General features: G+C 32.9%; 19 protein-coding genes. 7 read left to right on the plus strand and 12 right to left on the minus strand.

Annotated elements, in window-relative coordinates; all coding sequences use genetic code 11:
• The 6 genes from FM121_RS00505 to FM121_RS00530 all read right to left on the minus strand — a co-directional run bounded on the left by FM121_RS00505 (position 1) and on the right by FM121_RS00530 (position 7,207).
• On the minus strand, positions 1-1,929 hold the full coding sequence (locus FM121_RS00505; protein WP_086950204.1) for a BglG family transcription antiterminator: 1,929 nt from the start codon (positions 1,927-1,929) through the stop codon (positions 1-3).
• Positions 1,930-2,181: 252 nt separating this feature from the next.
• Positions 2,182-2,817: a Vat family streptogramin A O-acetyltransferase gene (locus tag FM121_RS00510; protein WP_086950205.1), complete on the minus strand. Its 636-nt coding sequence runs from the start codon at positions 2,815-2,817 to the stop codon at positions 2,182-2,184.
• A gap of 20 nt (positions 2,818-2,837) precedes the next feature.
• A complete protein-coding gene (locus FM121_RS00515) occupies positions 2,838-4,040 on the minus strand; it encodes a plasmid pRiA4b ORF-3 family protein (protein WP_086950206.1) in 1,203 nt (400 codons plus the stop codon).
• 83 nt (positions 4,041-4,123) lie between these two features.
• Positions 4,124-4,528, minus strand: coding sequence for a GNAT family N-acetyltransferase (locus tag FM121_RS00520; protein WP_086950207.1), 405 nt, complete (start codon positions 4,526-4,528; stop codon positions 4,124-4,126).
• A 326-nt stretch (positions 4,529-4,854) separates the two neighbouring features.
• On the minus strand, positions 4,855-6,852 hold the full coding sequence (gene tkt, locus FM121_RS00525) for a transketolase (protein WP_086950208.1): 1,998 nt from the start codon (positions 6,850-6,852) through the stop codon (positions 4,855-4,857).
• Between the two features lie 112 nt (positions 6,853-6,964).
• Positions 6,965-7,207, minus strand: coding sequence for a DUF896 family protein (locus FM121_RS00530; protein ID WP_086950209.1), 243 nt, complete (start codon positions 7,205-7,207; stop codon positions 6,965-6,967).
• A 144-nt stretch (positions 7,208-7,351) separates the two neighbouring features.
• Here FM121_RS00530 and lexA point away from each other — a divergent pair, with 144 nt between their 5' ends.
• The 7 genes from lexA to FM121_RS00565 all read left to right on the plus strand — a co-directional run bounded on the left by lexA (position 7,352) and on the right by FM121_RS00565 (position 14,472).
• Positions 7,352-7,972: a transcriptional repressor LexA gene (lexA, locus tag FM121_RS00535; RefSeq protein WP_086950210.1), complete on the plus strand. Its 621-nt coding sequence runs from the start codon at positions 7,352-7,354 to the stop codon at positions 7,970-7,972.
• A gap of 103 nt (positions 7,973-8,075) precedes the next feature.
• Positions 8,076-8,285, plus strand: coding sequence for a hypothetical protein (locus FM121_RS00540; RefSeq protein WP_086950211.1), 210 nt, complete (start codon positions 8,076-8,078; stop codon positions 8,283-8,285).
• A 215-nt stretch (positions 8,286-8,500) separates the two neighbouring features.
• Positions 8,501-9,691, plus strand: a complete 1,191-nt coding sequence (locus FM121_RS00545; protein ID WP_179203756.1) for a cation:proton antiporter — start codon at positions 8,501-8,503, stop codon at positions 9,689-9,691.
• A 139-nt stretch (positions 9,692-9,830) separates the two neighbouring features.
• Positions 9,831-10,865 (plus strand): M42 family metallopeptidase, encoded by a 1,035-nt coding sequence (locus tag FM121_RS00550; RefSeq protein ID WP_086950213.1) that lies wholly within the window; start codon positions 9,831-9,833, stop codon positions 10,863-10,865.
• Between the two features lie 361 nt (positions 10,866-11,226).
• A complete protein-coding gene (locus FM121_RS00555) occupies positions 11,227-11,844 on the plus strand; it encodes a 50S ribosomal protein L25/general stress protein Ctc (RefSeq protein ID WP_086950214.1) in 618 nt (205 codons plus the stop codon).
• A 174-nt stretch (positions 11,845-12,018) separates the two neighbouring features.
• Positions 12,019-13,191 carry a hydroxymethylglutaryl-CoA synthase gene (locus tag FM121_RS00560; RefSeq protein WP_086950215.1) on the plus strand — a complete coding sequence of 391 codons (1,173 nt, stop codon included), beginning with the start codon at positions 12,019-12,021 and terminating at the stop codon, positions 13,189-13,191.
• A gap of 15 nt (positions 13,192-13,206) precedes the next feature.
• Positions 13,207-14,472 (plus strand): hydroxymethylglutaryl-CoA reductase, degradative, encoded by a 1,266-nt coding sequence (locus FM121_RS00565; RefSeq protein WP_086950216.1) that lies wholly within the window; start codon positions 13,207-13,209, stop codon positions 14,470-14,472.
• Between the two features lie 49 nt (positions 14,473-14,521).
• Here FM121_RS00565 and FM121_RS00570 read toward each other — a convergent pair whose 3' ends face one another.
• From FM121_RS00570 to FM121_RS00595, 6 genes are all read right to left on the minus strand, one after another.
• A complete protein-coding gene (locus FM121_RS00570; RefSeq protein ID WP_086950217.1) occupies positions 14,522-15,931 on the minus strand; it encodes a response regulator transcription factor in 1,410 nt (469 codons plus the stop codon).
• Between the two features lie 47 nt (positions 15,932-15,978).
• A complete protein-coding gene (locus FM121_RS00575) occupies positions 15,979-17,658 on the minus strand; it encodes a sensor histidine kinase (RefSeq protein WP_086950218.1) in 1,680 nt (559 codons plus the stop codon).
• Between the two features lie 22 nt (positions 17,659-17,680).
• Entirely contained in the window at positions 17,681-18,280 is a 600-nt protein-coding gene (locus tag FM121_RS00580; protein WP_086950219.1) for a DUF624 domain-containing protein, read from the minus strand.
• A 278-nt stretch (positions 18,281-18,558) separates the two neighbouring features.
• Positions 18,559-20,037: an ABC transporter substrate-binding protein gene (locus FM121_RS00585; RefSeq protein ID WP_086950220.1), complete on the minus strand. Its 1,479-nt coding sequence runs from the start codon at positions 20,035-20,037 to the stop codon at positions 18,559-18,561.
• Positions 20,038-20,113: 76 nt separating this feature from the next.
• The gene (locus FM121_RS00590; protein ID WP_086950221.1) at positions 20,114-21,031 is read right to left on the minus strand and encodes a carbohydrate ABC transporter permease; all 918 of its coding nucleotides are present in this window, start codon (positions 21,029-21,031) and stop codon (positions 20,114-20,116) included.
• A 14-nt stretch (positions 21,032-21,045) separates the two neighbouring features.
• Entirely contained in the window at positions 21,046-21,972 is a 927-nt protein-coding gene (locus FM121_RS00595; RefSeq protein WP_218778604.1) for an ABC transporter permease, read from the minus strand.
• Positions 21,973-21,982: the final 10 nt, after the last annotated feature.

Genomic DNA, 21,982 nt, shown 5'->3' on the forward strand with positions numbered 1-21,982 from the left:
CTATATGTCTCCTTTCGAAATAATTAAACTGATTAAATCTTTTGTTGTTTTGGTTTGTGCTAGTTTATCTATATAATTCTTTTTGTTAAACAAATCATAAAGAGTTGCAATAATATCTTTTGCTTCAGACATATTTTTTTCAGCTATAGCAACTAAACAAATGACTTTAACTTGAACTTCACCCCATAAAATTGGTTCCTCTAAGCAAACAATAGCTAGTTTTGTTTCAACAACTGTTTTTGGATCACCGTGAGGAAACGCCACACCAATATCTAAACCTGTGCTTCCCATCTCTTCTCTCTTCAACAACTGTTGTTCAAATGATGGTTCCACAAAAGAAAGAGCTTTCATTTCTTGGGAAATAAAAGATAAAACATCTTCTTTATTATCAAATTTTCTTTCAAAAAAAAGTAACCGAGGATCTAAATAATTAATAATAAGGTCATTTTTGATATTTTTTTCTGAAGAAAAATTTTGTCCAAACTGATCCATTTCAGATATCACAGACGATATTTTAGATATTTCTTCATTTGATGGTAATGGAGATACATAGATAACTGGTGTTAATTTTTCTTCTATTTCTAATGGTACTGTTGAAATAATTAAATCAACTGATGATATATCTACTTTATTCAACGTTTTTTCATCTGAAATTTCTATAATAATATTTTTAGAAATATTTCTTTCAATTCGATTTAAAATCAGCTCAGAGGTCACTATACCGTAGGAGCAAACAATCAATACATGCTTAGTCACTTCTATTTTTTCAAAAGCTAATTGAAAATGAATGGTTAAAAAGCCAATTTCATCATCAGGTAGAATAATTCCAAAACTTTCCTCAAGACCTGATATAACTAATCTAACTAAACTAAACATGGTTGAATACTGCTTTTTTATACTATTAAGTAATGGGTTTCTTACATGTATTCCCGTATTTAATCGATGTACCATTGGAATAATATGAGATAGTAAAAACTTTGGCAGTTCACGATCATCGGAAAAATTAACATCTAACAGCAGACTCATTTGGCTAATCATTTTTAACACTTCATGTTCAAAATATTCATCCATATTTATATCCATCACAAAAGGTTGAATACCATGAGAGAACAGACAAGAACTTAGATACTGAATATCTGAAGTCGTAAAAACAATCCCTAAATCTTTATTTATTTTTTCCGATAATGACATACTACTCATATATAATTCCATATTTTGGATCTCTAAAAACATCATCTTGCGTTCGATTTCAATATGATTTCCAATCCCAGTCCTTGTAAAAAATATAAGTAATTTATGAAATAAAGACTGTTTCATATAGTTACTTAAATTCAGTTGAGCATTCTCGATCATTTCATCGACATAATTTTCAGTCTTTTCAATTAACGTTTTATCAAATAAAAAGTGCAAATCTTGTTTTGTTTTTATTTTTTGATTTTGAATATAATCGTGAAGAATCTTTTGAATCAATGATTCTTCATAAACATGCTGTTTAATTTTTGAAAAATCTACGTTGTATTTTTCAAAAAAATTTGACACTTCATCTCGATCGTTTTTTACGGTTTGAGGTGTTACATAAAATAAATTTGCATACTCTTGATAGGTCAGAGTCTCTTTTGAAAATAATTCCTTCTCTAAAATAATTAATTGTCGATACTCGGGGGTAAACTTCTCCTGACTTGTTGTTTCATAAAGAAACAATAACTTTATTTGTTCACGTTGCTTTTCTTGATACTCTAATTTAATTCCTTTTCTTGGCACTTTATTAATTTTGATATCAAGAGGCTGCAGCTCTGATTGTATTTCTTCCAAATCTTTATAGATTGTTTTCGTTGATACTTTTAATGAATCTCTAAAAAAATTAGCCGACTGATAATCTTCTTGATTCAATAATAATTTAAGTAATTTCCTTTCCCTCTTACTAAGCATTTAACTCACCCTCCAGGAAGCGCTTTCCTTATCTACACATTAAGTCATTATCTCCCTCTAGTAAATCAAACCTTACTTCTACATTAATGTGGAAGTTTTATTACTTTACTTAAAAAAGGTTAGTAACTAGCTGTTTAGATAGTAACTATAGTAGCAATTACTTTATCATTGTTACCATGAATCAACAATAATAAAGTTTTAAATCTAACGAAAAAACGACTACCCATTTCTAGATAATCGTTTTACTCTACTTTATATCTCCTTGATCAAATCCAAATCTGCACTACACAACGTTTCAAGATTATTAAATATCTTTTCAGCATCCCAAGCCCACCATTTTATATCGAGCAAATGGTGGATTAAGTCATCATCAAAACGTTGTTTAATTAAACGAGCTGGATTGCCACCGTATATTTGATAGGCTTCTACATTAGATGTAACGACAGTATTCGCTGCAATAATAGCACCGTCACCTATCTGAACACCTGGCATAATCGTTACATTTTGCCCAATCCACACATCATTGCCAATCACTGTATCACCTTTGAATGGTAATTCTTCTAAGCTTGGTGCGCTGTTCTCCCACCCATTACCAAAGACATTAAAAGGATAGGTTGTAACACTATTCATGCGATGATTGGCACCATTCATTATAAATTCAACACCTTTAGCAATCGCACAAAATTTACCAATAATTAGTTTATCACCTATAAAATCATAATGATGCGACACATGCTCTTCAAAGTGATCTAACCCATCAACACCGCTATCATAATAGGTGTAATCACCGATTATGATATTGGGATTAGTGACAGTATTCTTAATAAAACAGAAATTTTTAACCTGTTCATTTGGATAAATATCATTAGGATTTGGTCCATACATCATTTACATCACTCCTTTTTTTCCTACCACATCAGCTCAAAAGCTTCATTGATCTCATCAATATCTACATAATCAGGATAGAATCTTTCACTTTCTCCATGCATATACCACTCTAAAACATCTTGAACTGATTTTCGATTCGCGTTTTTCTTAAAATCCGCTACAAAATCATCAAATCTTTCAATACCTCCGAAATCCTCAAAAGGTGCAGTTCTCTTTCCTTTCGTACAATAAGGATAAAAAGGAATTGATGGATCACGCTCTAAGATTTCTTCTACAACAATTTTATGCTCCCAAGAATCACCATAATCATAAATATAATTAAATTTATCCCCTTCAGAAACTAACTGATTCAGCTTTACTTTAGCCATGTCTTTTTTTACTTGGGAAGCAAAATAAAAATCAGACGTATCTCCAAGTAATTTTTCTGCTTCAAAATCAGTTAAAAGAGTATTTCCCACGTTAAATTGATACAAATGAGCTGTGTCCCATTCAAATGCTGTTTGAATAACTTCATGCAAATCTTCAAATGTCATTTCTGATGGCACTAAAATGCGACGCCAAATAGGTGGTTTCGCTCCTGCGATATCTATTCTTAGTTGATAAATTTTATTGTCTGCCTGTTTATTTCCTCCACTCGGTAAAATTTTATTTTGAGGAATCATTGGAATCACATTATCTTGATGTTTTTGATTCATCTTAGGTGGAAACAACTCATTCTTCATCATATTTCCTTCTAAATCATCTAAAAGATCGTTGATTGCTTCCATTTGTTCATCCATATACTCCATATATGATTCAATATTTTTTCGCTTGAAAGGTGACCAAAATTCTACATCTAGATTCAACTCTAAACATCGAGGAATAGACTCAGCGACAGTAATAATTAATTTTTTAGCATTTGGTACATAGAAGCGCTCTTCTAAAAACATTAAAAAATTATTGAGAATCACTTGGAATTCTAGAATTACAGCATTATCTATCTCTATAAACTTAGGCATTGAATCAATTATTCCATCCTGTAAGGGTCCGATACTCCATGACTCAATATCTGCACCAAAATGCTTTAATACTAATACTCTAAAATCCTCTAGAATTTGTAAAAAATCATCTTGTGATAATTTTGATTCATCATCTATTTCTATATAAGGAACACCTGTCACACCATTATAAGCTGATAAAAATCGTGTGCTTTTTCCATATTCTTTAATCCATTTATGGTACATATCAGACTCTCCTTTAATTAAATTTCTTAGTTAAAGTGTAACATATTAGCTAGTCTTTAAGAACACAAATATAACGCTAAACATTAGAGTTTCTTCATCATAATAATTTCATAAGGGGCTTCTAAAAAATTAAAGCCACCCACTGTTTGATAACCTTTCTTAACATAAAAATGCTGGGCATACTCGTCTGATGCTGTAGATGTCATCACTACTTCATGGTTTAATTTTTTCATTTTTTCTTCCCAATAATTAACTAGTTCTTTACCAAAACCAGAACCTCGGTAATCGTCTAAAAGAAACAACATATTCATAAACGGGGTATTATCCCAAAACAAATTAAATCTTAACCAGCCGATAAATTTACCATCCATTTCACCAATGTAAACACGATTCAATCTGATACTGTTTAATAATTCATCTTTACTTATATGATGATCATATTTAGTAAGTACTGTGATATCTTGTTCTACTGCTATTCTAATTTCCATAGTGATCTCCTATCTAAAAAAAGAGCCACCACTAAGGCAACTCTTTTTGTCAGTTTATTTAATTATAGCATTATTTTATAGTCCGGGGTCAACAAGCAACTCCTTCAACAACTTCAGGAATAAAAACCAATTCAAAAAAACACGAATTTTTTTTTATTCCTTCCAGTCGCTCGGAGCTAAGCGCTTGTTTCACCACTCTGGTGTAGTCCGGTTTCTAAAGGCAGCCCCCACGGCAAATTCACAACCAATAATTAATCCCAAAAGCAGGGATTAATTATTGGTTCCTCCAGTTGCTCGGGGCTAAACGCCTTTTGAAACACTCTAAATTACAAACTCTTATATGTTTTTACAACATTTTCTACTGTGAAGCCGTATTTTTCGATGACTGTGTTTCCTGGTGCGCTTGCTCCGAATTTATCAATTCCCATTACTTTACCTTCAAATCCTACGTAACGTTCCCAACCTAATGAAGCTCCCATTTCGATTGATACGCGTTTTCTTACTGAAAGTGGTAAGACAGATTCCTTATATGCAGCATCTTGTGCGTCAAATGAAGCTGTCGATGGCATTGAAACAACTGATACATCGATGCCTTCTTTGCGTAATTCTTTTTGAGCTTCCATTGCTAAGTTGACTTCTGAACCTGTTGCAATGATGATTCCTGCTGGTGTATTACCTTCTTGTGCTGACAATACATAGCCACCACGGGCAACACCTTCATATGCTTTTTCCTTCGTTCCTTCAAGAACTGGTAAGTTTTGACGAGATAAAGCTAAAACTGTTGGTGTTTCCATAGATGTTGCAGCAACTTTCCATGCAGCGGCTACTTCATTTCCATCAGCTGGACGAATTAAGTTAACGTTTGGAATACTGCGTAAGCTTGATAATTGTTCAATTGGCTCATGAGTTGGGCCATCTTCACCTACAGCGATTGAATCATGTGTTAATACATAAGTTACTGGTGCTTTTTGGATAGCTGATAATCTAACAGCTGGGCGTAAATAATCCACAAATACGAAGAATGTCGCACCGTAAACGCGAGTTCCACCGTGTAGTGCAATACCGTTCATTGCTGCTGCCATACCAAATTCACGCACACCATACCAAATGTTGCGTCCTTCGTATTGACCTGGTTCAAAATCTTTTTCCCCAGCAATCATTGTATTGTTTGATGAAGAAAGATCGGCTGATCCACCCCATAATTCAGGCATTGCTTTGGCTAATTCTTGAATCGCTTCTTTACTTGTAATACGACTTGCAGACGAATCTCCTACTTCATAAACAGGTAATGCTTTTTCTAAATCAACTGTCACTTCACCTTTAAAGGCATCTACAAATTGAGTAGCAAGTTCTGGATATTCAGCTTTGTATGAAGCAAATAATTCATTCCACTCAGCTTCAGCTTTTTGACCTTTAACAATCATATCTTCTTTAAAGCGTGCTGTTACTTCTTCAGGAACTGTGAATTCTGGGTAATCCCATCCGTAAGCTTTTTTAGCTACTGCAAGGCCTTCAGCGCCTAATGGAGCACCGTGAACTTTGTTTGTTCCTTGTAATTCAGCACCAAATCCGATAATTGTTTTAACTTCGATAATTGTAGGTTTGCTTGTTTCTTTCTTAGCTTCTTCGATTGCATTTGAAATAGCTTCTAAATCATTGCCATCTTTCACTAAGATATGTTGCCAACCAGTTGCTTCAAAACGGCCTTTAACACTTTCGCTAAATGATTTATCTAATGGTCCATCTAGAGAGATATCATTTGAATCATAAAGAACGATTAATTTATCTAATTTTAAGTGACCAGCTAAACTGGCTGCTTCTTGTGAGATACCTTCCATTAAGTCGCCATCGCCACATAAAGCATATGTATAGTGATCTACTACTTTAAAGTTATCTTTATTATAAGTTGCTGCTAAATGAGCTTCTGCCATAGCAAAACCAACACTCATTGCAATCCCTTGTCCTAGAGGTCCTGTTGTTGCTTCAATACCATCTGTGTGGTGAACTTCAGGATGTCCTGGTGTTAAACTATCCCATTGACGGAAATTTTTAATTTCTGACATTGGTAAGTTGTAGCCAGATAAATGAAGTAAGCTGTATAACATTGCTGAACCATGTCCTGCTGATAAAATAAAACGGTCACGGTCTGCCCAGTTTCTTGATGTTGTTGGATTAACGTTTAAATGTTTTGTCCATAATGTATAAGCCATTGGAGCTGCACCCATTGGTAAACCAGGGTGACCTGAGTTAGCTTTTTGAATCATATCTAAACTTAATGTACGAATTGCATTAACACCTAATTGATCTGTTTGATCGAACTTCATAAAAAATATCCTCCTATTTAGGTTTATTTTACCTTTATCACTTTTTATTTTAACTCGTTAACTAATATTTTGCAAGGCTTTCCAGTTTTTAACACAAAAAGATAAGGGACGACTATCTTCCGTGTAGTCCCTTATCTTTTTGAATTTCTTTTAATTTATCTGGTGTAACATCATTGCCTTCAGTATCAACAACTTTCATGCCCTCGATATGATTACGCATGCCACCTCTAAAACGGTGCAGATATTCTTCTCGTAATTCAGCTTGTTCTTTTTTTTCATTATCAGTTAAACCAATTTCAGTTTTTGCTTTTTTTGCTAATTCATTAATTCTTGCTAATTTTTCTTTTGATAACATCGATAAACCTCCTTTACAAACTTCTTTAATTTTAGCCTAATTCTGTTAATATTTCAATTAATTAAGCTACAAAAAAAGCGAACACCCGTTTGATTTAGCTTTCAAAATATGTTACACTCAAAAAAAAAGAAAAGAGGCCGACTTATGACTAAAAAGCAGTCTTCAAGACAAGTAGATGTCTTGCGTTTTATATACGAACAAGTTGAATCACGTGGTTACCCACCTACAGTAAGAGAAATTGGAGAAGCCGTTAACCTTTCCTCTACTTCTACTGTTCATGGACATTTATCTAGATTAGAAAAAAAAGGATTGATTCATCGTGACCCAACAAAACCAAGAGCTATCGAATTAACATCTGAAGGATTAGATTTAATCGGAGTTAAACCAACAACGATCCCAATGCTAGGAGTGGTTACTGCTGGAGAACCGATTTTAGCTGTTGAGGATGCGTCTGATTTCTTTCCTTTACCACCTGACTTAAAATATGAAGAAAACAGTTTATTCATGCTAACAATTCGTGGCGAAAGTATGATCAATGCTGGGATTTTTGATGGTGATCATGTTATCGTTAGAAAACAATCCGCAGCTAATAATGGGGACGTCGTGATTGCTATGACCGACGAAAACGAAGCGACGTGTAAACGATTCTTCAAAGAAACCACCTACATTCGATTACAACCCGAAAACGACAGTTTAGAACCTATCATTTTAGACAACGTTTCTATCTTAGGAAAAGTTGTTGGATTGTACCGAAACCATATTTAAAAAATAAAGCTTAAATGCTTTATTTTTTTCTTTACAAAACGAACAAACGTTTGTATAATAAAAATACGAACATTTGTTCTAATTATATTTAGGAGTGATCAAAATGGAAGCAATCAGAAGGTATACAGTTTTGTTAATTGTTTTAGTGCTAGGTGTCGTGTTAGGAACTTTAGGTTGGCAGGCTGCCTTAGTCGTTTTGACTCCCCTAGTTATGATTTGGCTCATGGTATGGGACGAAAAAAGTTATAAAAGCAAGCAACACGAACGCTATATAAAAGAAAAACAACAATACATGTACCGAAACAGCCGATAGATTTCTATCGGTTTTTTTATTCTTTATTTTTTATAATTATACATTTTTTTGATTAAAAATATATTAAATAAAAATAATTACAAAAACAAATTGTTTATTATAATTCTTAAACATAGTTTTTATCTATAATAAAAAAACAAAATATTTGCATCAGTTTTATAAATAACTTAGTATAAAAGTGTACCTAAAATAAAATATAAAAGGAGTGGATGCATTTGACTTTAGAATTATTAAAAATGGTCATTTTTATCTTATTAGGCACAAAAATTGCAGGACACTTATGTAACAGGTTTAACTTACCTGTTGTATTCGGTGAATTACTACTAGGGTTAATCCTAGGCCCAGCTATTCTTAATCTAGTTTTAGAAACAGATGGAATTGCTATGTTTTCAGAAATCGGGATTATCCTCCTTATGTTTTTAGTTGGATTAGAAAGTGATCTTGATCTTCTAAAGAGATACTTAAAACCAGCCATCACAGTTGCTTTATTTGGCGTTTTTGTTCCCTTTATCTTCATCTCTATTCTCGGCCAATTCATTGGAATGGGAACCACAGAATCATTCTTTCTTGGCATTATTTTCAGTGCCACCTCATTAAGTATTACCGTTCAAGTCTTAAAAGAATATAATTATCTCGATAATGAAGCAGGTTCCATCACATTAGGGGCTGCTATCTTAGATGACACACTTGTCGTTCTCCTTATCAGTATTTTCACAGCTGCAATTACTTTTGATTCTAGCGTAGGGTTTACAGCACCTATGGCCTGGGAATTAATAGGTAAAAAAATCCTCTTTTTCGCCATGATGTACCTAGTCGCAAAATATCTGATTACTCCCGCTATGAGTTTAGCTTCAAAATTAGTTGCAGTTAAAGCAAAAACTGCTATGGCTTTGGTCCTCTGTTTTGCATTTACAATTTTTGCAGAAGAAATGGGATTAAGTGATATCATTGGTGCTTTCTTCATTGGAATGATGTTATCTGGCCATGAATCAGCTCACTCAATTGAAAAAGATGTCGATACGATTGGAAATAGTCTTTTCATCCCAGTATTTTTTGTTTCCATCGGACTTGGTATCAGTATTGAAGCTCTCTTCTCTCAATTTGGCTTAATATTAATTTTATCAATTGCCGCAGTTGTTACAAAACTTGTTGGTGGATATATCGCTTCTAGGCTAATGAAAATCAATAAAAAATCGGCCTTCGTAGTTGGTTCTGGCATGGTTTCTCGTGGTGAGATGGCTTTAATTGTTGCCAAAATCGGACAAGAAGCAGGTTATATTTCAAACGAATTTTTTACTGCTGTGATTGCTTCTATCATAATTACAACTTTGATCTCTCCCCTACTTTTAAAATTTAGTATTGGACTTGATCAAGACGAAACAGACACAGAAGAAATAACAGCTTAATCAAAAACATCTCTACTAAAATTCCCCTCTCTATTTATACCTAGAGGAACTTTGGTAAAGATGTTTTTTCTCTTGCTTCACCTTACTATTTGGATTAATCTTATCTTATAAAAACAAAAAAATGAAAGAAGGTATTAACATGTCACAATCTACAATTGAACTAGTCAAAACACTAACGAATATTCCCTCACCAACAGGAGATACAACTAAAATCATTAACTTTATTGATCAAGAGCTACAAAATAATGGTTATCAAGGCATCATTAACCGCAAAGGAAGTTTAATCATCACTGTTCCTGGAAAAGACGCAGAAAACCATCGTTTTATTACTGCTCACATCGATACATTAGGCGCTATGGTTCGTGGAATTAAACCAGACGGACGCTTAAAATTAGATTTAATTGGTGGCTTTAAGTACAACTCAATTGAAGGAGAATATTGTAAGATTCATACTCAATCTGGTAAAGAGTACACTGGAACTATTTTGATGCATCAAACAAGTGTCCACGTTTATAAAGATGCTGGTTCTGCGGAACGAAATCAAGCAAATATGGAAGTTAGAATTGATGAAAAATCATTCTCAGAAGATGATACTAAAAAACTAGGCATCCAAGTAGGAGATTTTATTAGCTTTGATTCTCGAACTGAAATTACACCAAGCGGTTTTATTAAATCTCGTCATTTAGATGATAAAGTAAGTGCGGCGATTTTAATTAATTTTTTAATCAACCTTAAGAAAAATAATGAAACACTACCTTATACAACACACTTCTTCTTCTCTAACAACGAAGAAATTGGTTACGGTGGAAACTCAAATATTGATGAAAAAGTAATCGAATACTTGGCTGTTGATATGGGAGCAATGGGAGATGATCAACAAACTGATGAATACACGGTTTCTATTTGTGTGAAAGATGCTAGCGGACCCTATCATTTAGGTCTGAGAAATCATTTTGTTAATCTGTGTGAAACAAATAAAATAGCATACAAGCTGGATATTTACCCATTCTATGGAAGTGATGCTTCTGCTGCTATGCGAGCTGGTGCTGATGTAAAACATGGTTTGATTGGCGCTGGAATTGAAGCCAGTCATGCCTTTGAACGGACTCATCAAGAGTCTATTGACGCTACTGAACAACTAGTTTCTAAATATTTGTTTAGTGAATTATCATAAAACACAATCGTTCATTTTTTTATTAAAAGTTTATATGTAACCTCTTCACTTGACCTTTAATCGAATAACATGTATGGTTAGTACATAAGCTTATATTATAGTGTGGTTTTTTGAACCACGATGAGCAGGTAACTGACGAAGGACTTAAGTTTTGTTTCGTCTTTTTAATTTTGAGTAGCTTCTTTCTATTCGATTAAAATCGCCTATATCACTATTTTTTTAAGTTTATGGTTCGTCCTTAAAAAGTGCTGACATTCATTTTTTAAGTGCAAGCTAATCGATGTGCTCAATTCTCGATTAAAACTGCAGAACTAAATAACGAACTGAATTAAGATTTTATTCTAAAGGAGGAAGATTATTTATGTCAGTAGTATTAAAAGCAGAAGAAAGAGCGGTTAGACCTCGTTCTATCCGTAGAAAATTAAGAGAAGAAGGAAGAGTTCCTAGTTCTGTTCATGGACACAATATTGATAATATTTCATTTTCAGTAGATGCCCTTGAACTTGATAAATCAATTCGTGAACATGGTTTGAATGCTGTTTATACTCTAGATTTAAATGGTAAAAAAATCAGTACTTTACTAAAAGATTATCAATTAGATACTTTTACTAAAGCATGGATACATGCCCAATTTTTAGCAGTTGATATGACACAAGAAACTGAAGTAGAAGCTGAATTAGTATTAGTAGGAACTTCTACTGGTGTTAAATCAGGTGGTGCATTAGAACAAAACCTTTACACTGTTATGGTATCAGCTACACCTGATAAATTACCTGAACGTGTGGAAGTAGACATCACAAACTTAGCAATCGGTGAATCTCTTGTTATTGGTGATATTCCAAAACACGCTGACTTCACTATTGTTACAGACGCTGAAGAACAAATCTGTGCGGTTACTGAGGTATCTGCTCAAACAGAGGAAGAAATTTCTGGCGAAGCAAGTGATCCAGAAGTTATCAACGACAAATCAGCTGAATAATATTAATAACACAAAAGGATGACCTTAAAACGTCATCCTTTTTTCTTTACTTTTTCACCTTTTTTTCTGAAAATTCATTAAGCAACGTTTAAACTTATTCCCCTTACTATAGACTTTTCTTAATCTATGATAAAATGATGGAGGTTTAATTATTATAATTAGGAGTGTTCAAATTTGATCGGAATAGATAAAATAAATTTCTTTACACCAAATACATACATTGACTTAGTGACTTTAGCAAAACATCGTGGGATTGATCCAGATAAATTTACAATCGGTATCGGTCAAGCCAAGATGGCTGTCCCAACAATCACCCAAGATACTGTTTCAATGGGAGCTAATGCTGCTTTTCCAATTTTAGATAAAGAAGATTTAAATAAAATTGATTTGGTTGTTGTTGGAACTGAAACTGGGATTGATGAATCAAAATCAGCGGCTTCATTTATTCATCAACTACTAAATATCCACCCATTTGCTAAAGCAATAGAAATCAAACAAGCATGTTACGGTGCTACTGCTGGATTAATGATGGCGCAAGATTTCATTAAAGCACATCCTGGTAGAAAAGCTTTAGTCATTGGCTCAGATATCTCAAGATACGGTTTGAAAACGTCTGGTGAAGTAACACAAGGTGCTGGAGCGATTGCGATGTTAGTCTCAGAAAATCCTCGTATTCTAGCTTTAGAAGATACAAGTGTTTCCATGACTGAAAGTATTTTCGATTTTTGGCGTCCAAATTACTCAGATACAGCCATTGTTGATGGTAAATTTTCAAATGAAGCTTACATCAATTTCTTTAAAACGATTTGGCATGAATTTTCAAAGCAAACAGAACTTTCTTTTGAAGATTTTAAAGCTTTTTGCTTCCATCTCCCTTATACAAAAATGGGTAAAAAAGCATTGTTACCTCTTCTTGAAAATGAATCAGATGAAATCAAAGAATTAATTCTTCATCATTATAATTTATCAACTACATATACAAGAGATATCGGTAATATCTATACAGGCTCTCTATATCTTAGTTTAATGTCACTTCTTGATAGTGATGCTCATTCATTAAAGGACAATGATTTAATTGGGCTATTTAGTTATGGTTCTGGTGCTGTAGGTGAATTATTCTACGGTCGTCTAGTTAAAGGATTTGAAAATCATTTATTAAAAAAAGAACATCAAACATCCCTTGAAAATCGTTACGCACTTTCTATCGATGAGTATGAAACTATTTTTAATAAAGTATTACCTAAAGAAGATGGCATTCATCCTTTAAGTGAGGCAAAATTTGATAATAGTCTTTTCTACTTATCAAGTATTACTAATCATCAGAGACATTACTCAAAACGTCAATAAGGAGTCGTCGTTACTTTGGAACCTAAATTTTACAAGCAAACCCGTATTGAACGAATTCAAACATTAATTCAAGAAGGCTTTTTAAATGAAAAACAGGCTGAATTATTTATAGATAACCCTTTATTAGATGATGCTGTCGCTAATTCACTGATTGAAAATCAAGTCACTCAATTTCCTCTTCCACTTGGTGTGGCACGTAATTTTAAAATAGATGGACAAAAAATGACTATTCCCATGGTCGTTGAAGAACCTTCTGTTATTGCAGCTTGTAGTAATGCCGCAAAAATTATGAAAACTAAAGGATTTAGTACAAATATAAAAAAACGTGAGATGATTGGACAAATTATTTTAAAAGAAATTCCCGACTTAGAAATAGCGAAACAAGCAATTTTAGATCAGCGGGAAACTATTTTTAAATTAGCTGAAGAAAGTCACCCTTCTATTGTTTCTCGTGGTGGCGGGTTAAAAGATATCTCTGTTCGCTTAATTGAACAAACTCATTTGTCTCATTCATTCTTAACGATTCATTTAATGGTCGATGTTAAGGACGCAATGGGAGCTAATATTATTAACACTATTTTAGAAGGTGTCACACCCTTTATTTTAGAGTTAACAACAGGTGCTTCCCTCATGTCTATATTGAGTAACTACAACACAGAGTGCCTAGTAACAGCAACATGCTGCGTTCCATTTAGTGAACTAACAACATCAGACTTTAGTGGGTATGATATTGCAAAAAAAATTGTCGAAGCGAATACTTATGCTAAACTTGATCCATATCGGGCGGCAACACATAATAAAGGAATTATGAACGGTATTGATTCAGTCGTAATTGCGACTGGAAATGATCCCCGAGCTGTTGAAGCTGGTGCCCATGCCTACGCTAGTCGTCACGGGCAATACGAAGCGATGACTAACTGGGAAATTAGTAAAGACTGCTTAATTGGAGAGTTGACCCTTCCAATGGCTGTGGGATCTGTAGGTGGTGCTATTTCAGTCTTACCAATGGCAAAAGTAAGTCTAGATATGCTGAATGTTTCAAGTTCAGAAGAATTAGCCCGTGTGGTTATGTGTGTGGGCCTTGCTCAAAATTTTGCCGCTCTTAAAGCATTAGTCACAGTCGGCATTCAAAAAGGACATATGAATTTACACGCCTCTTCTCTGGCCATTCAAGTTGGGGCTAAAGATGAAGAAATAGCTATCCTTACAAAACTACTTAGAAAAGAAGCAAAAATGAATTCGATGGTGGCTAAAGAATTGTTAGAGAAAATTAGAAGTTAAAAAAATCGGATGCCTGTTGAGGTCATCCGATTTTTTTATCCACGCTATATCACATACTCAAATATTGTTCTCTGAAATCTCTTGGTGTTGTACCGTAAGCATCTTTGAAGTTTTTGTAGAAATACCCTGAACTTGAATATCCCACCTCTAAGGCAATTTCATTCACATTTTTCATTGTCTTAAGTAATAATTCTTCTGATTTTTTCATCCGATAAGTATTCAAAAATTGAGAAAAAGTTTGGTTTGTGTCTCTTTTAAAAATTTGTCCTAGATACATAGCATTGACAAATAAATCCTCTGCCACTTCTTTTAAACGAATATCTTGACCAAAATCTTGATGAATTACTTCAATCACTCTATTGGTCAAATCGCTATAAGAACGCTTATTCAACCAGTCTTTGATTTCAATCTCTAGATTTTTAAAAACAGCTTCTACTTCGCTAATATTTTTTAAACTTCTAATATCATCTACTTCTTCTTGATAACTTTTCGAGTGTTTCAAGTCATAGTATGTTCTCGCGTCGGATAATAATAATAGTGTAAAATATCTGACATGATTTGGAGGAATCGGTGTTTTATTAAAGAAAGTTAAAATATTATTGATCCCATCTTCTAAACTATTTTGTTTTGAAAAATGGGATAATAGTGGCAGCTCTTCGTTATTATTGTAATAAATCTCTTCCAAATGATTATTTAATTCAATCCAAATACAGCCTTCTTGAACTAAATCATAAAAATAGTAACTATCTTCTAAGCTAACCGCCACCTTATAGCTTTCACTTATTTTTTCTGAGTCAGTTACAACAGGACCTGAGAACAGAAAAACATTTTCAGGGTATTTTTGTGCTAACTTAATATAATATTCTTTTAGTGCTTCTTTACTTTGATTAATAATAATCCCTGATATTCTATCTTCTTCTACATAATAAAATATACTCGGATCTTTATCTAAATCTTCTAAAAAAGAAGCATCTAAAAAACTACCAACAAAAACATTATACGACGTTGCTTTACCCATCTCAGACTCTGTATTTGTCTCCTCAGCAATGCCTTTTTCTAACCACTGCTTCACTTTATTCTTTTCTTTAAATTGAATAATTTTTCTGATGTCATTCTTTTCTTTTATTTTTTTTATAGCTTTATCTAGGGAAGCAAATAACTCTACTCGGTCAACTGGTTTAAGTAAATAATTAATGGCTCCTAATGCCATGCCTTCCTTAGCATATTCGAATTCTTGATAACCTGATAAAAAAATTGTTTGAAAATGATATTCTTGTTCACGTGCTTCTCTTATAAAATCAATCCCAGACATGATTGGCATCGTTACATCTGAAATAACTATATCAATCTTTTCTTTTTTTAAGACTTCTAAAGCTTCTTCCCCATTAAATGCGGTTCCAACTAAATTCAAGCCTTTTTCTTCCCAGGGAATTAAATATTTTAATCCACTGATTATCATCTATTCATCATCTACCAACAAAACATTAAACATCAAACCATCTCCCCTTACTTTAATTCAATTGAAATTAAAATTGTCACTCCGCCACCTTTAGTTTCTTTAAATAACATTCGATATTTATCGTCAAAAATAATTTTTAATCGCTCATTCACATTTTTTATTCCAATAGATTCAGAAGTAAACTCCCTTTTTCCTACTAAATAATCATTAATTTCTGTTAGTTTATCCGACGTCATTCCTTTACCATTATCTTTAATTTCAATCATTATTGTCTCATTATGTTGATAAACATTCACACTAATCGCATTATTAATTCGTCTAAAATCAACTCCATGAGCAAAATAATTTTCAATTAATGGCTGTAAACTAAATTTAGGTATTTCTTGTTTTTTTAATTTTTCCTCTATTTTAAATGAGTAACCAATATTTTTAGGATACCGCATTTGATAAAGATAAACATACTGTTCTAAAAATTTTAGCTCGTTTTCAAGAGTTATAACTTTACTTTGCGAGATATTATTTCTCAAAATAGAAGCAAAGGCAAATACTACTTCAGATAAATCTTCCATTCCTTCACTTAAAGCAGACATCCTTATATACTCTAACGTGTTATACATAAAATGCGGGTTTATCTGAGCTTGTAATGCACTAAATTCAGCTTCTTTTTGTCTCAATTCAAGTTCATAATTTTCTCTAATAAACGTATTCAAACTTTCTAGCATTTGATTGATCCCGATTGTAATATCCAGTAGTTCAGATTTTTTATCTTCTTGGCTTATTCGAACATTTCTCTTACCTTCTGACACATCTTTTATCGTTTTTAAAATATCATTAATTTGAAAAACGTAGCCATTAAATAAACGATACAATAACAATAGCAAAACAACACTAATTAAGAGGCTTGCTAACGTCATTAAGAGAAAAAATAATCTGGAATTTTTAGATACTTCTTTTTTATCAACTAAAGAAATTAACCGGTATTGTTTATTCGTAATTTGCGCTTCTTGAACAAAGTAACGATTACTAAAAGATTCACTTGAGAAAGAGACTCCTTTTTTTAGTTTCTCTGTAATATTTTGTTCGAGCTCTTTATTCTTCGTATTTGTGTACACCATCTGACCACGATCAGAAATTAAAAAAATATTGGTATCGAATTCTACAGAAAGTTGGTCTAGCATATCATCAATGGGAATCCGATTAATTCCTAAATAAGCATTCCCTATAAAGTTCCATCCAGCTGGTTTTATTGTAGAATCTAACATAAGTGTATTCCCTTTTTCAATCGTTTTAACTTTTCTACCATATAAACTTTTAGCATCGGATAAATAGCGTTCTTTAGAAAATTGTGTATCTATTGCGATAAATTCAACGTCTTTATCTGTTAAAGTTATTTGCTCAATATAATTTGTAAAGTTACTGATTACATAATTATTTTTTAATGTGTATGCTAAAAATTCCGAATCATTCATCGAAAAATAACTAGTAAGGCCTTGATAATATTGTTCACTTCTGGCAATACTATTAGCTAAATCATCTACTTTTGCTTGTTTTTCTTCAACAAAATAACTCATTCTAGTTAACCCATTCTGACTTAATCTTTCAGCACGATTAGATTTTTCTTGATTGACAATCATACTGATTCCAAAAGAAAATAATGTGATAATTACAATTAATGCTATCGAATAGATTTTCAACAAGCGATACATCAAATTCCCTTTAATATTCATAACGCTTTCATTCCTTTTATCTTTAATTAATACGAAGGTTTTGATTTATCTTTTCACCTAGACGATATAAGAAATATGCTAATAGACCACTGCCCATAAAAAAGGCAATTGCCGGAAACTTAACCGCTACTATGCTTAGTATAAGGACAAATATCACAATTGAAACACTTCCTTTTACTTCTTTAAAAAATAAAATCAAAGATAATTTGACTAAATTTTTAAAAGAAATTTCATAAGTAGAAACAACTGAGTAACTAAACAAGCCTGAAATAGCGACAATAATTAGTAACAAGACTAATAAGAAATCAATCACTAAAAACAGCATGCCTGTCATTTGACTTGATGTGTACAAACTTAAAAATAAAAACAAACAAATCAGACCAAAAGTATAAAATATTTGATTGCCTCTCTTGAAATTCTCTTTAAAAAGCAATGTCATCTTCTTAAAAGAAATTTCTTTAAAGTCCCAATCTGCTTCACTAATTATCTCTATGGCCGCAATTAAGGCTGGACCTACCCCTAAAACAAATCCGCCCATTAACGCAATTATCCAAAAATAGAGACTCAGCTTCAATAAAAAATAAATCTTATTCATTCCCTCAACTAAACCTTTTTCAATCATCTTCGCACCTTCTATTCTTATCTTATCATGATTTCGACCAAATATAAAAAATGGAACAAGGAACTGTGACACAAGCTTTAAAAACTTGTTCACAGCTCCTTATTTTTTTATCATTTTCTTCTTATCTCTTGAAGCTAAACGCTTTAAAGATAACTCTTATTTAATCCGTATCTTTTAAGCAGCTTCTTCGAAGTTAAGCTGAAACTCACTAAAATTTGAAAAGCAATTTTTGTGAGTTACTTCTTACCTCTTGAAGCTAAACGCTTTAAAGATAACTCTTATTTACCTTTGATGAATTCGTCAAATTGTTTTTGCATTTCTTCTTGAACTTTTTTAAGTCCTGCTTCTTCTAATTTTTTATTGAATTCTGGTAATTTTTCATCTGGATTCAGTGTTCCTGTACTTAAACCTGATTTGTATTGAGCTGTCACATTACTAATGTTAGAAATTTCTGTTTTCACGCTTTCAGCATTAAAGTTGAAGCCTAATAATGGTGAACGTTCAGCTTTTTCAATATTTTCATCACGTTCTTTAACCATCTCATCAGTAATTTTTTCATCTAAGTATAAGTTATTGTTATCCCCTGTCATCCAAGCACCACCAATAACTTTTGCACTAGCATCATAACCTTTAAGAGTCTTCATACGGTCTTCGCCAACTTTTTCCCAACCCTTACCTTCAAGACCAAAAACCATCGTTGTCATTAAATCTTTATCAGTATTGATTAAGTTAATCGCTTCTAATGCTTTTTCAGCATTTTTACTTGTATTAGAAACAACCCAGTTAGCAACGAACATTTGAGCATTGTTTTTTAACGGTGTTGTTAGTGGCACAGAAACTAATTCACGTCCAGCTGCACGAGTTAAAATAGTATCACCGTAATCAAAAGGTCCTTGTGTTTCAGTTCTAGCAAACCATGTCTTGTCATCTAAACGATAGATTTCATCACTTGTTGCAGCATCTTGATGAATGTATTTTTTAGAATATAGTAAGTGCATATCTTTTAAATCTTGAATCATACGATCTGAATCAGCATATGGGTTAACAATTTTCTTTTGATCACCCTTAATATCAATACCAAGAGGCACATTCACATCGTAAACATAATCAAAATCACCTAAACGAATATCTTTAAAAGCTGGGAAAGGAACAACGTTAGGTTCTTTTTCTTTAATAACTTCTAATAAAGGTTCTGCATCTGCTAATGTTTTAATACCTGAAATGTCTAATTTATATTTATCTAACAACTCTTTATCAAATGTCATCATTTGTTGTGCGTAAACGTTTGCATTTACTGGTATAGCGTAAAGTTTGCCATCTACTTTATTTCCTTCAATATAGGTTGGATCTAAATTTTCATATGTTTCTTTTGCGTATTTTGGTGCTAATTCAGTTAAATCTTTATAAGCTCCTTTTTGAGCTGTATTCACGTAACTATCAGCAAAAGCGATATCATAGTCTTCACCAGATGACGTTATGACTGACATTTTCTTTTGATAATCTCCCCAACCAATGTATTGAACATTCAACTCAGCGCCAATTTTTTCCTTCATCGTTTTGTTGATTTCAGTCATTAATTCGTCGTAGTTCGTTGGTTTTTCTCCCACACGATACATTAAAAGTGTAGTTGCACCATCTTTTTCTTTACTTTTTGACTTTTGCTTATCTCCTGATAGGTTACCACAACCTGCCAAGACTCCAGCTGAAACAGCTAAAACAGTACTTGCTAACAAAACTTTCTTAAGTGTATTTTTCACTTTTTTTTCCCTCCAACATATTTTTTATTTATTCCAAGATGCCTTTTAAAAAAGACACCTTGGCTTAATAACATCACTATTCTTTCACGCCACCAATTGTTAATCCACCCACAAAATATTTTTGGAAGAATGGATATGTTGCAGCGATTGGAACTGTGGCAATAACAACCATTGCCATCCTTGTTGCTTCTTTTGGTATAACCATGTTTCCAGTAACTTGGGCACCCAAGGAAGTATTTTGCATCATAAAATCAATATTTGCTTGAATTTTCATAAGTAAATATTGAAGTGGTACTAAATTATCACTTTGAATATAAAGTAGTGCGTTAAACCAATCATTCCAATAGGCAAGAGCAGCAAACAAACTAATGGTTGCAATTCCTGGAACAGATAATGGTAACACAATTTGAATGAAGGTTCTTAAATCACTGGCTCCATCAATTTTTGCTGCTTCAATAATTGCATCTGGCACTGAACGCCTGTAGAACGTTCGCATCACGATGATATTAAAGGGTGATAATGCCATTGGTAAAATCAATGCCCAAACCGTGTCTTTAAGTCCTAGCATATTGTTCATCACAATATAGCTTGGTACCATTCCAGCACTAAATAGCATGGATGCTAAAGCAAACATCGTAAAGAACTTCTTATAAGCAAAGTTGTTTCTAGAAATAGCGTAAGCATAGGTTGAAGTGAACGTTACATTCACAATTGTACCTACAACTGTTACAAACACCGTAATAAAAAGAGACTGCAAAATTTCCTCTTTCATCTCAAACAAATACTGATAACCTGCTAAACTCCATTCTGATGGAATCAAGCGATACCCATTTAAACTAATAGCCTGCTCACTTGTAAATGAAATAATAATAACAAAGACAAAAGGGAAGACACACGCGATTGCTACAAGACTCATCAAAACTGTAAAAAAGATATTCGATTTTTTACTAAATCCTTTGAGATTCACTGTATCAATTTTAGATTTTTTTTTCATGATATTCCCCTTTCCTAAAATAATGCTGAACTCTCATCGTATTTTCTAGCAATTAAGTTTGTTCCAACTAAAAGTATACAACCAACAACTGATTGATAAAGACCAGCGGCTGCTGCCATACCAATGTCCCCACTACTTGTTAAGCCACGGTAAACATAGGTATCTAAAACGTTTGTTACATCATAAAGTGTTCCTGAGTCTTTTGGCAGTTGATAGAACAAACCAAAATCAGCTTTAAATATATTTCCCACAGCTAGAATTGTTAACACCATCATTAGTGGTATTAATTGTGGAATCGTGACATGAATAATTTGCTGCCATTTACTTGCTCCATCTACTTCCGCTGCTTCGTAATACGTCATGTCAATTCCCATGATAGAAGCAAAATAAATGATACTATTGTAGCCAATTCCTTTCCAAACTCCCATGAAAAGAATGATTCCAGGCCAGTATTTCGGTTCATTGTACCAACTAATTCCTTCACCGCCATTAGACATAATCATTGCATTAAACAGCCCTTTTTCTGGACTTAAAAATGAATATAGGAAATGACTAATAATTACCCACGATAGGAAATAAGGTAACAACATTGATGTTTGTATTATTTTTATACTTCTTTTTGATCTTAGTTGACTTAGTATTACAGCAAAAAAGACTGCCATTATTAAGTTTAGAATAATAAATGCTACATTATAAAGTACTGTATTTCTTGTAATAATATAAGCGTTCGATGTACTAAATAAAAATTCAAAGTTTTTTAACCCAACCCATGGACTGTCCATTAAACTTTTAATAAATCCACCTTCTGAAATCTTAAAGTTTTTAAATGCTACTACATTCCCAAATACTGGAATATAGAAAAAAACAATTAACCATAACATTCCGGGTAAAGACATTAAAAGTAAGGTTCGATTATTTTTCAGTCTTTTTAATCGCTTCATCTCACTCCTC

Origin of the sequence: Vagococcus fluvialis bH819 (genome assembly GCF_900163795.1) — a bacterium.
Taxonomy (GTDB): Bacteria; Bacillota; Bacilli; order Lactobacillales; family Vagococcaceae; genus Vagococcus; species Vagococcus fluvialis_A.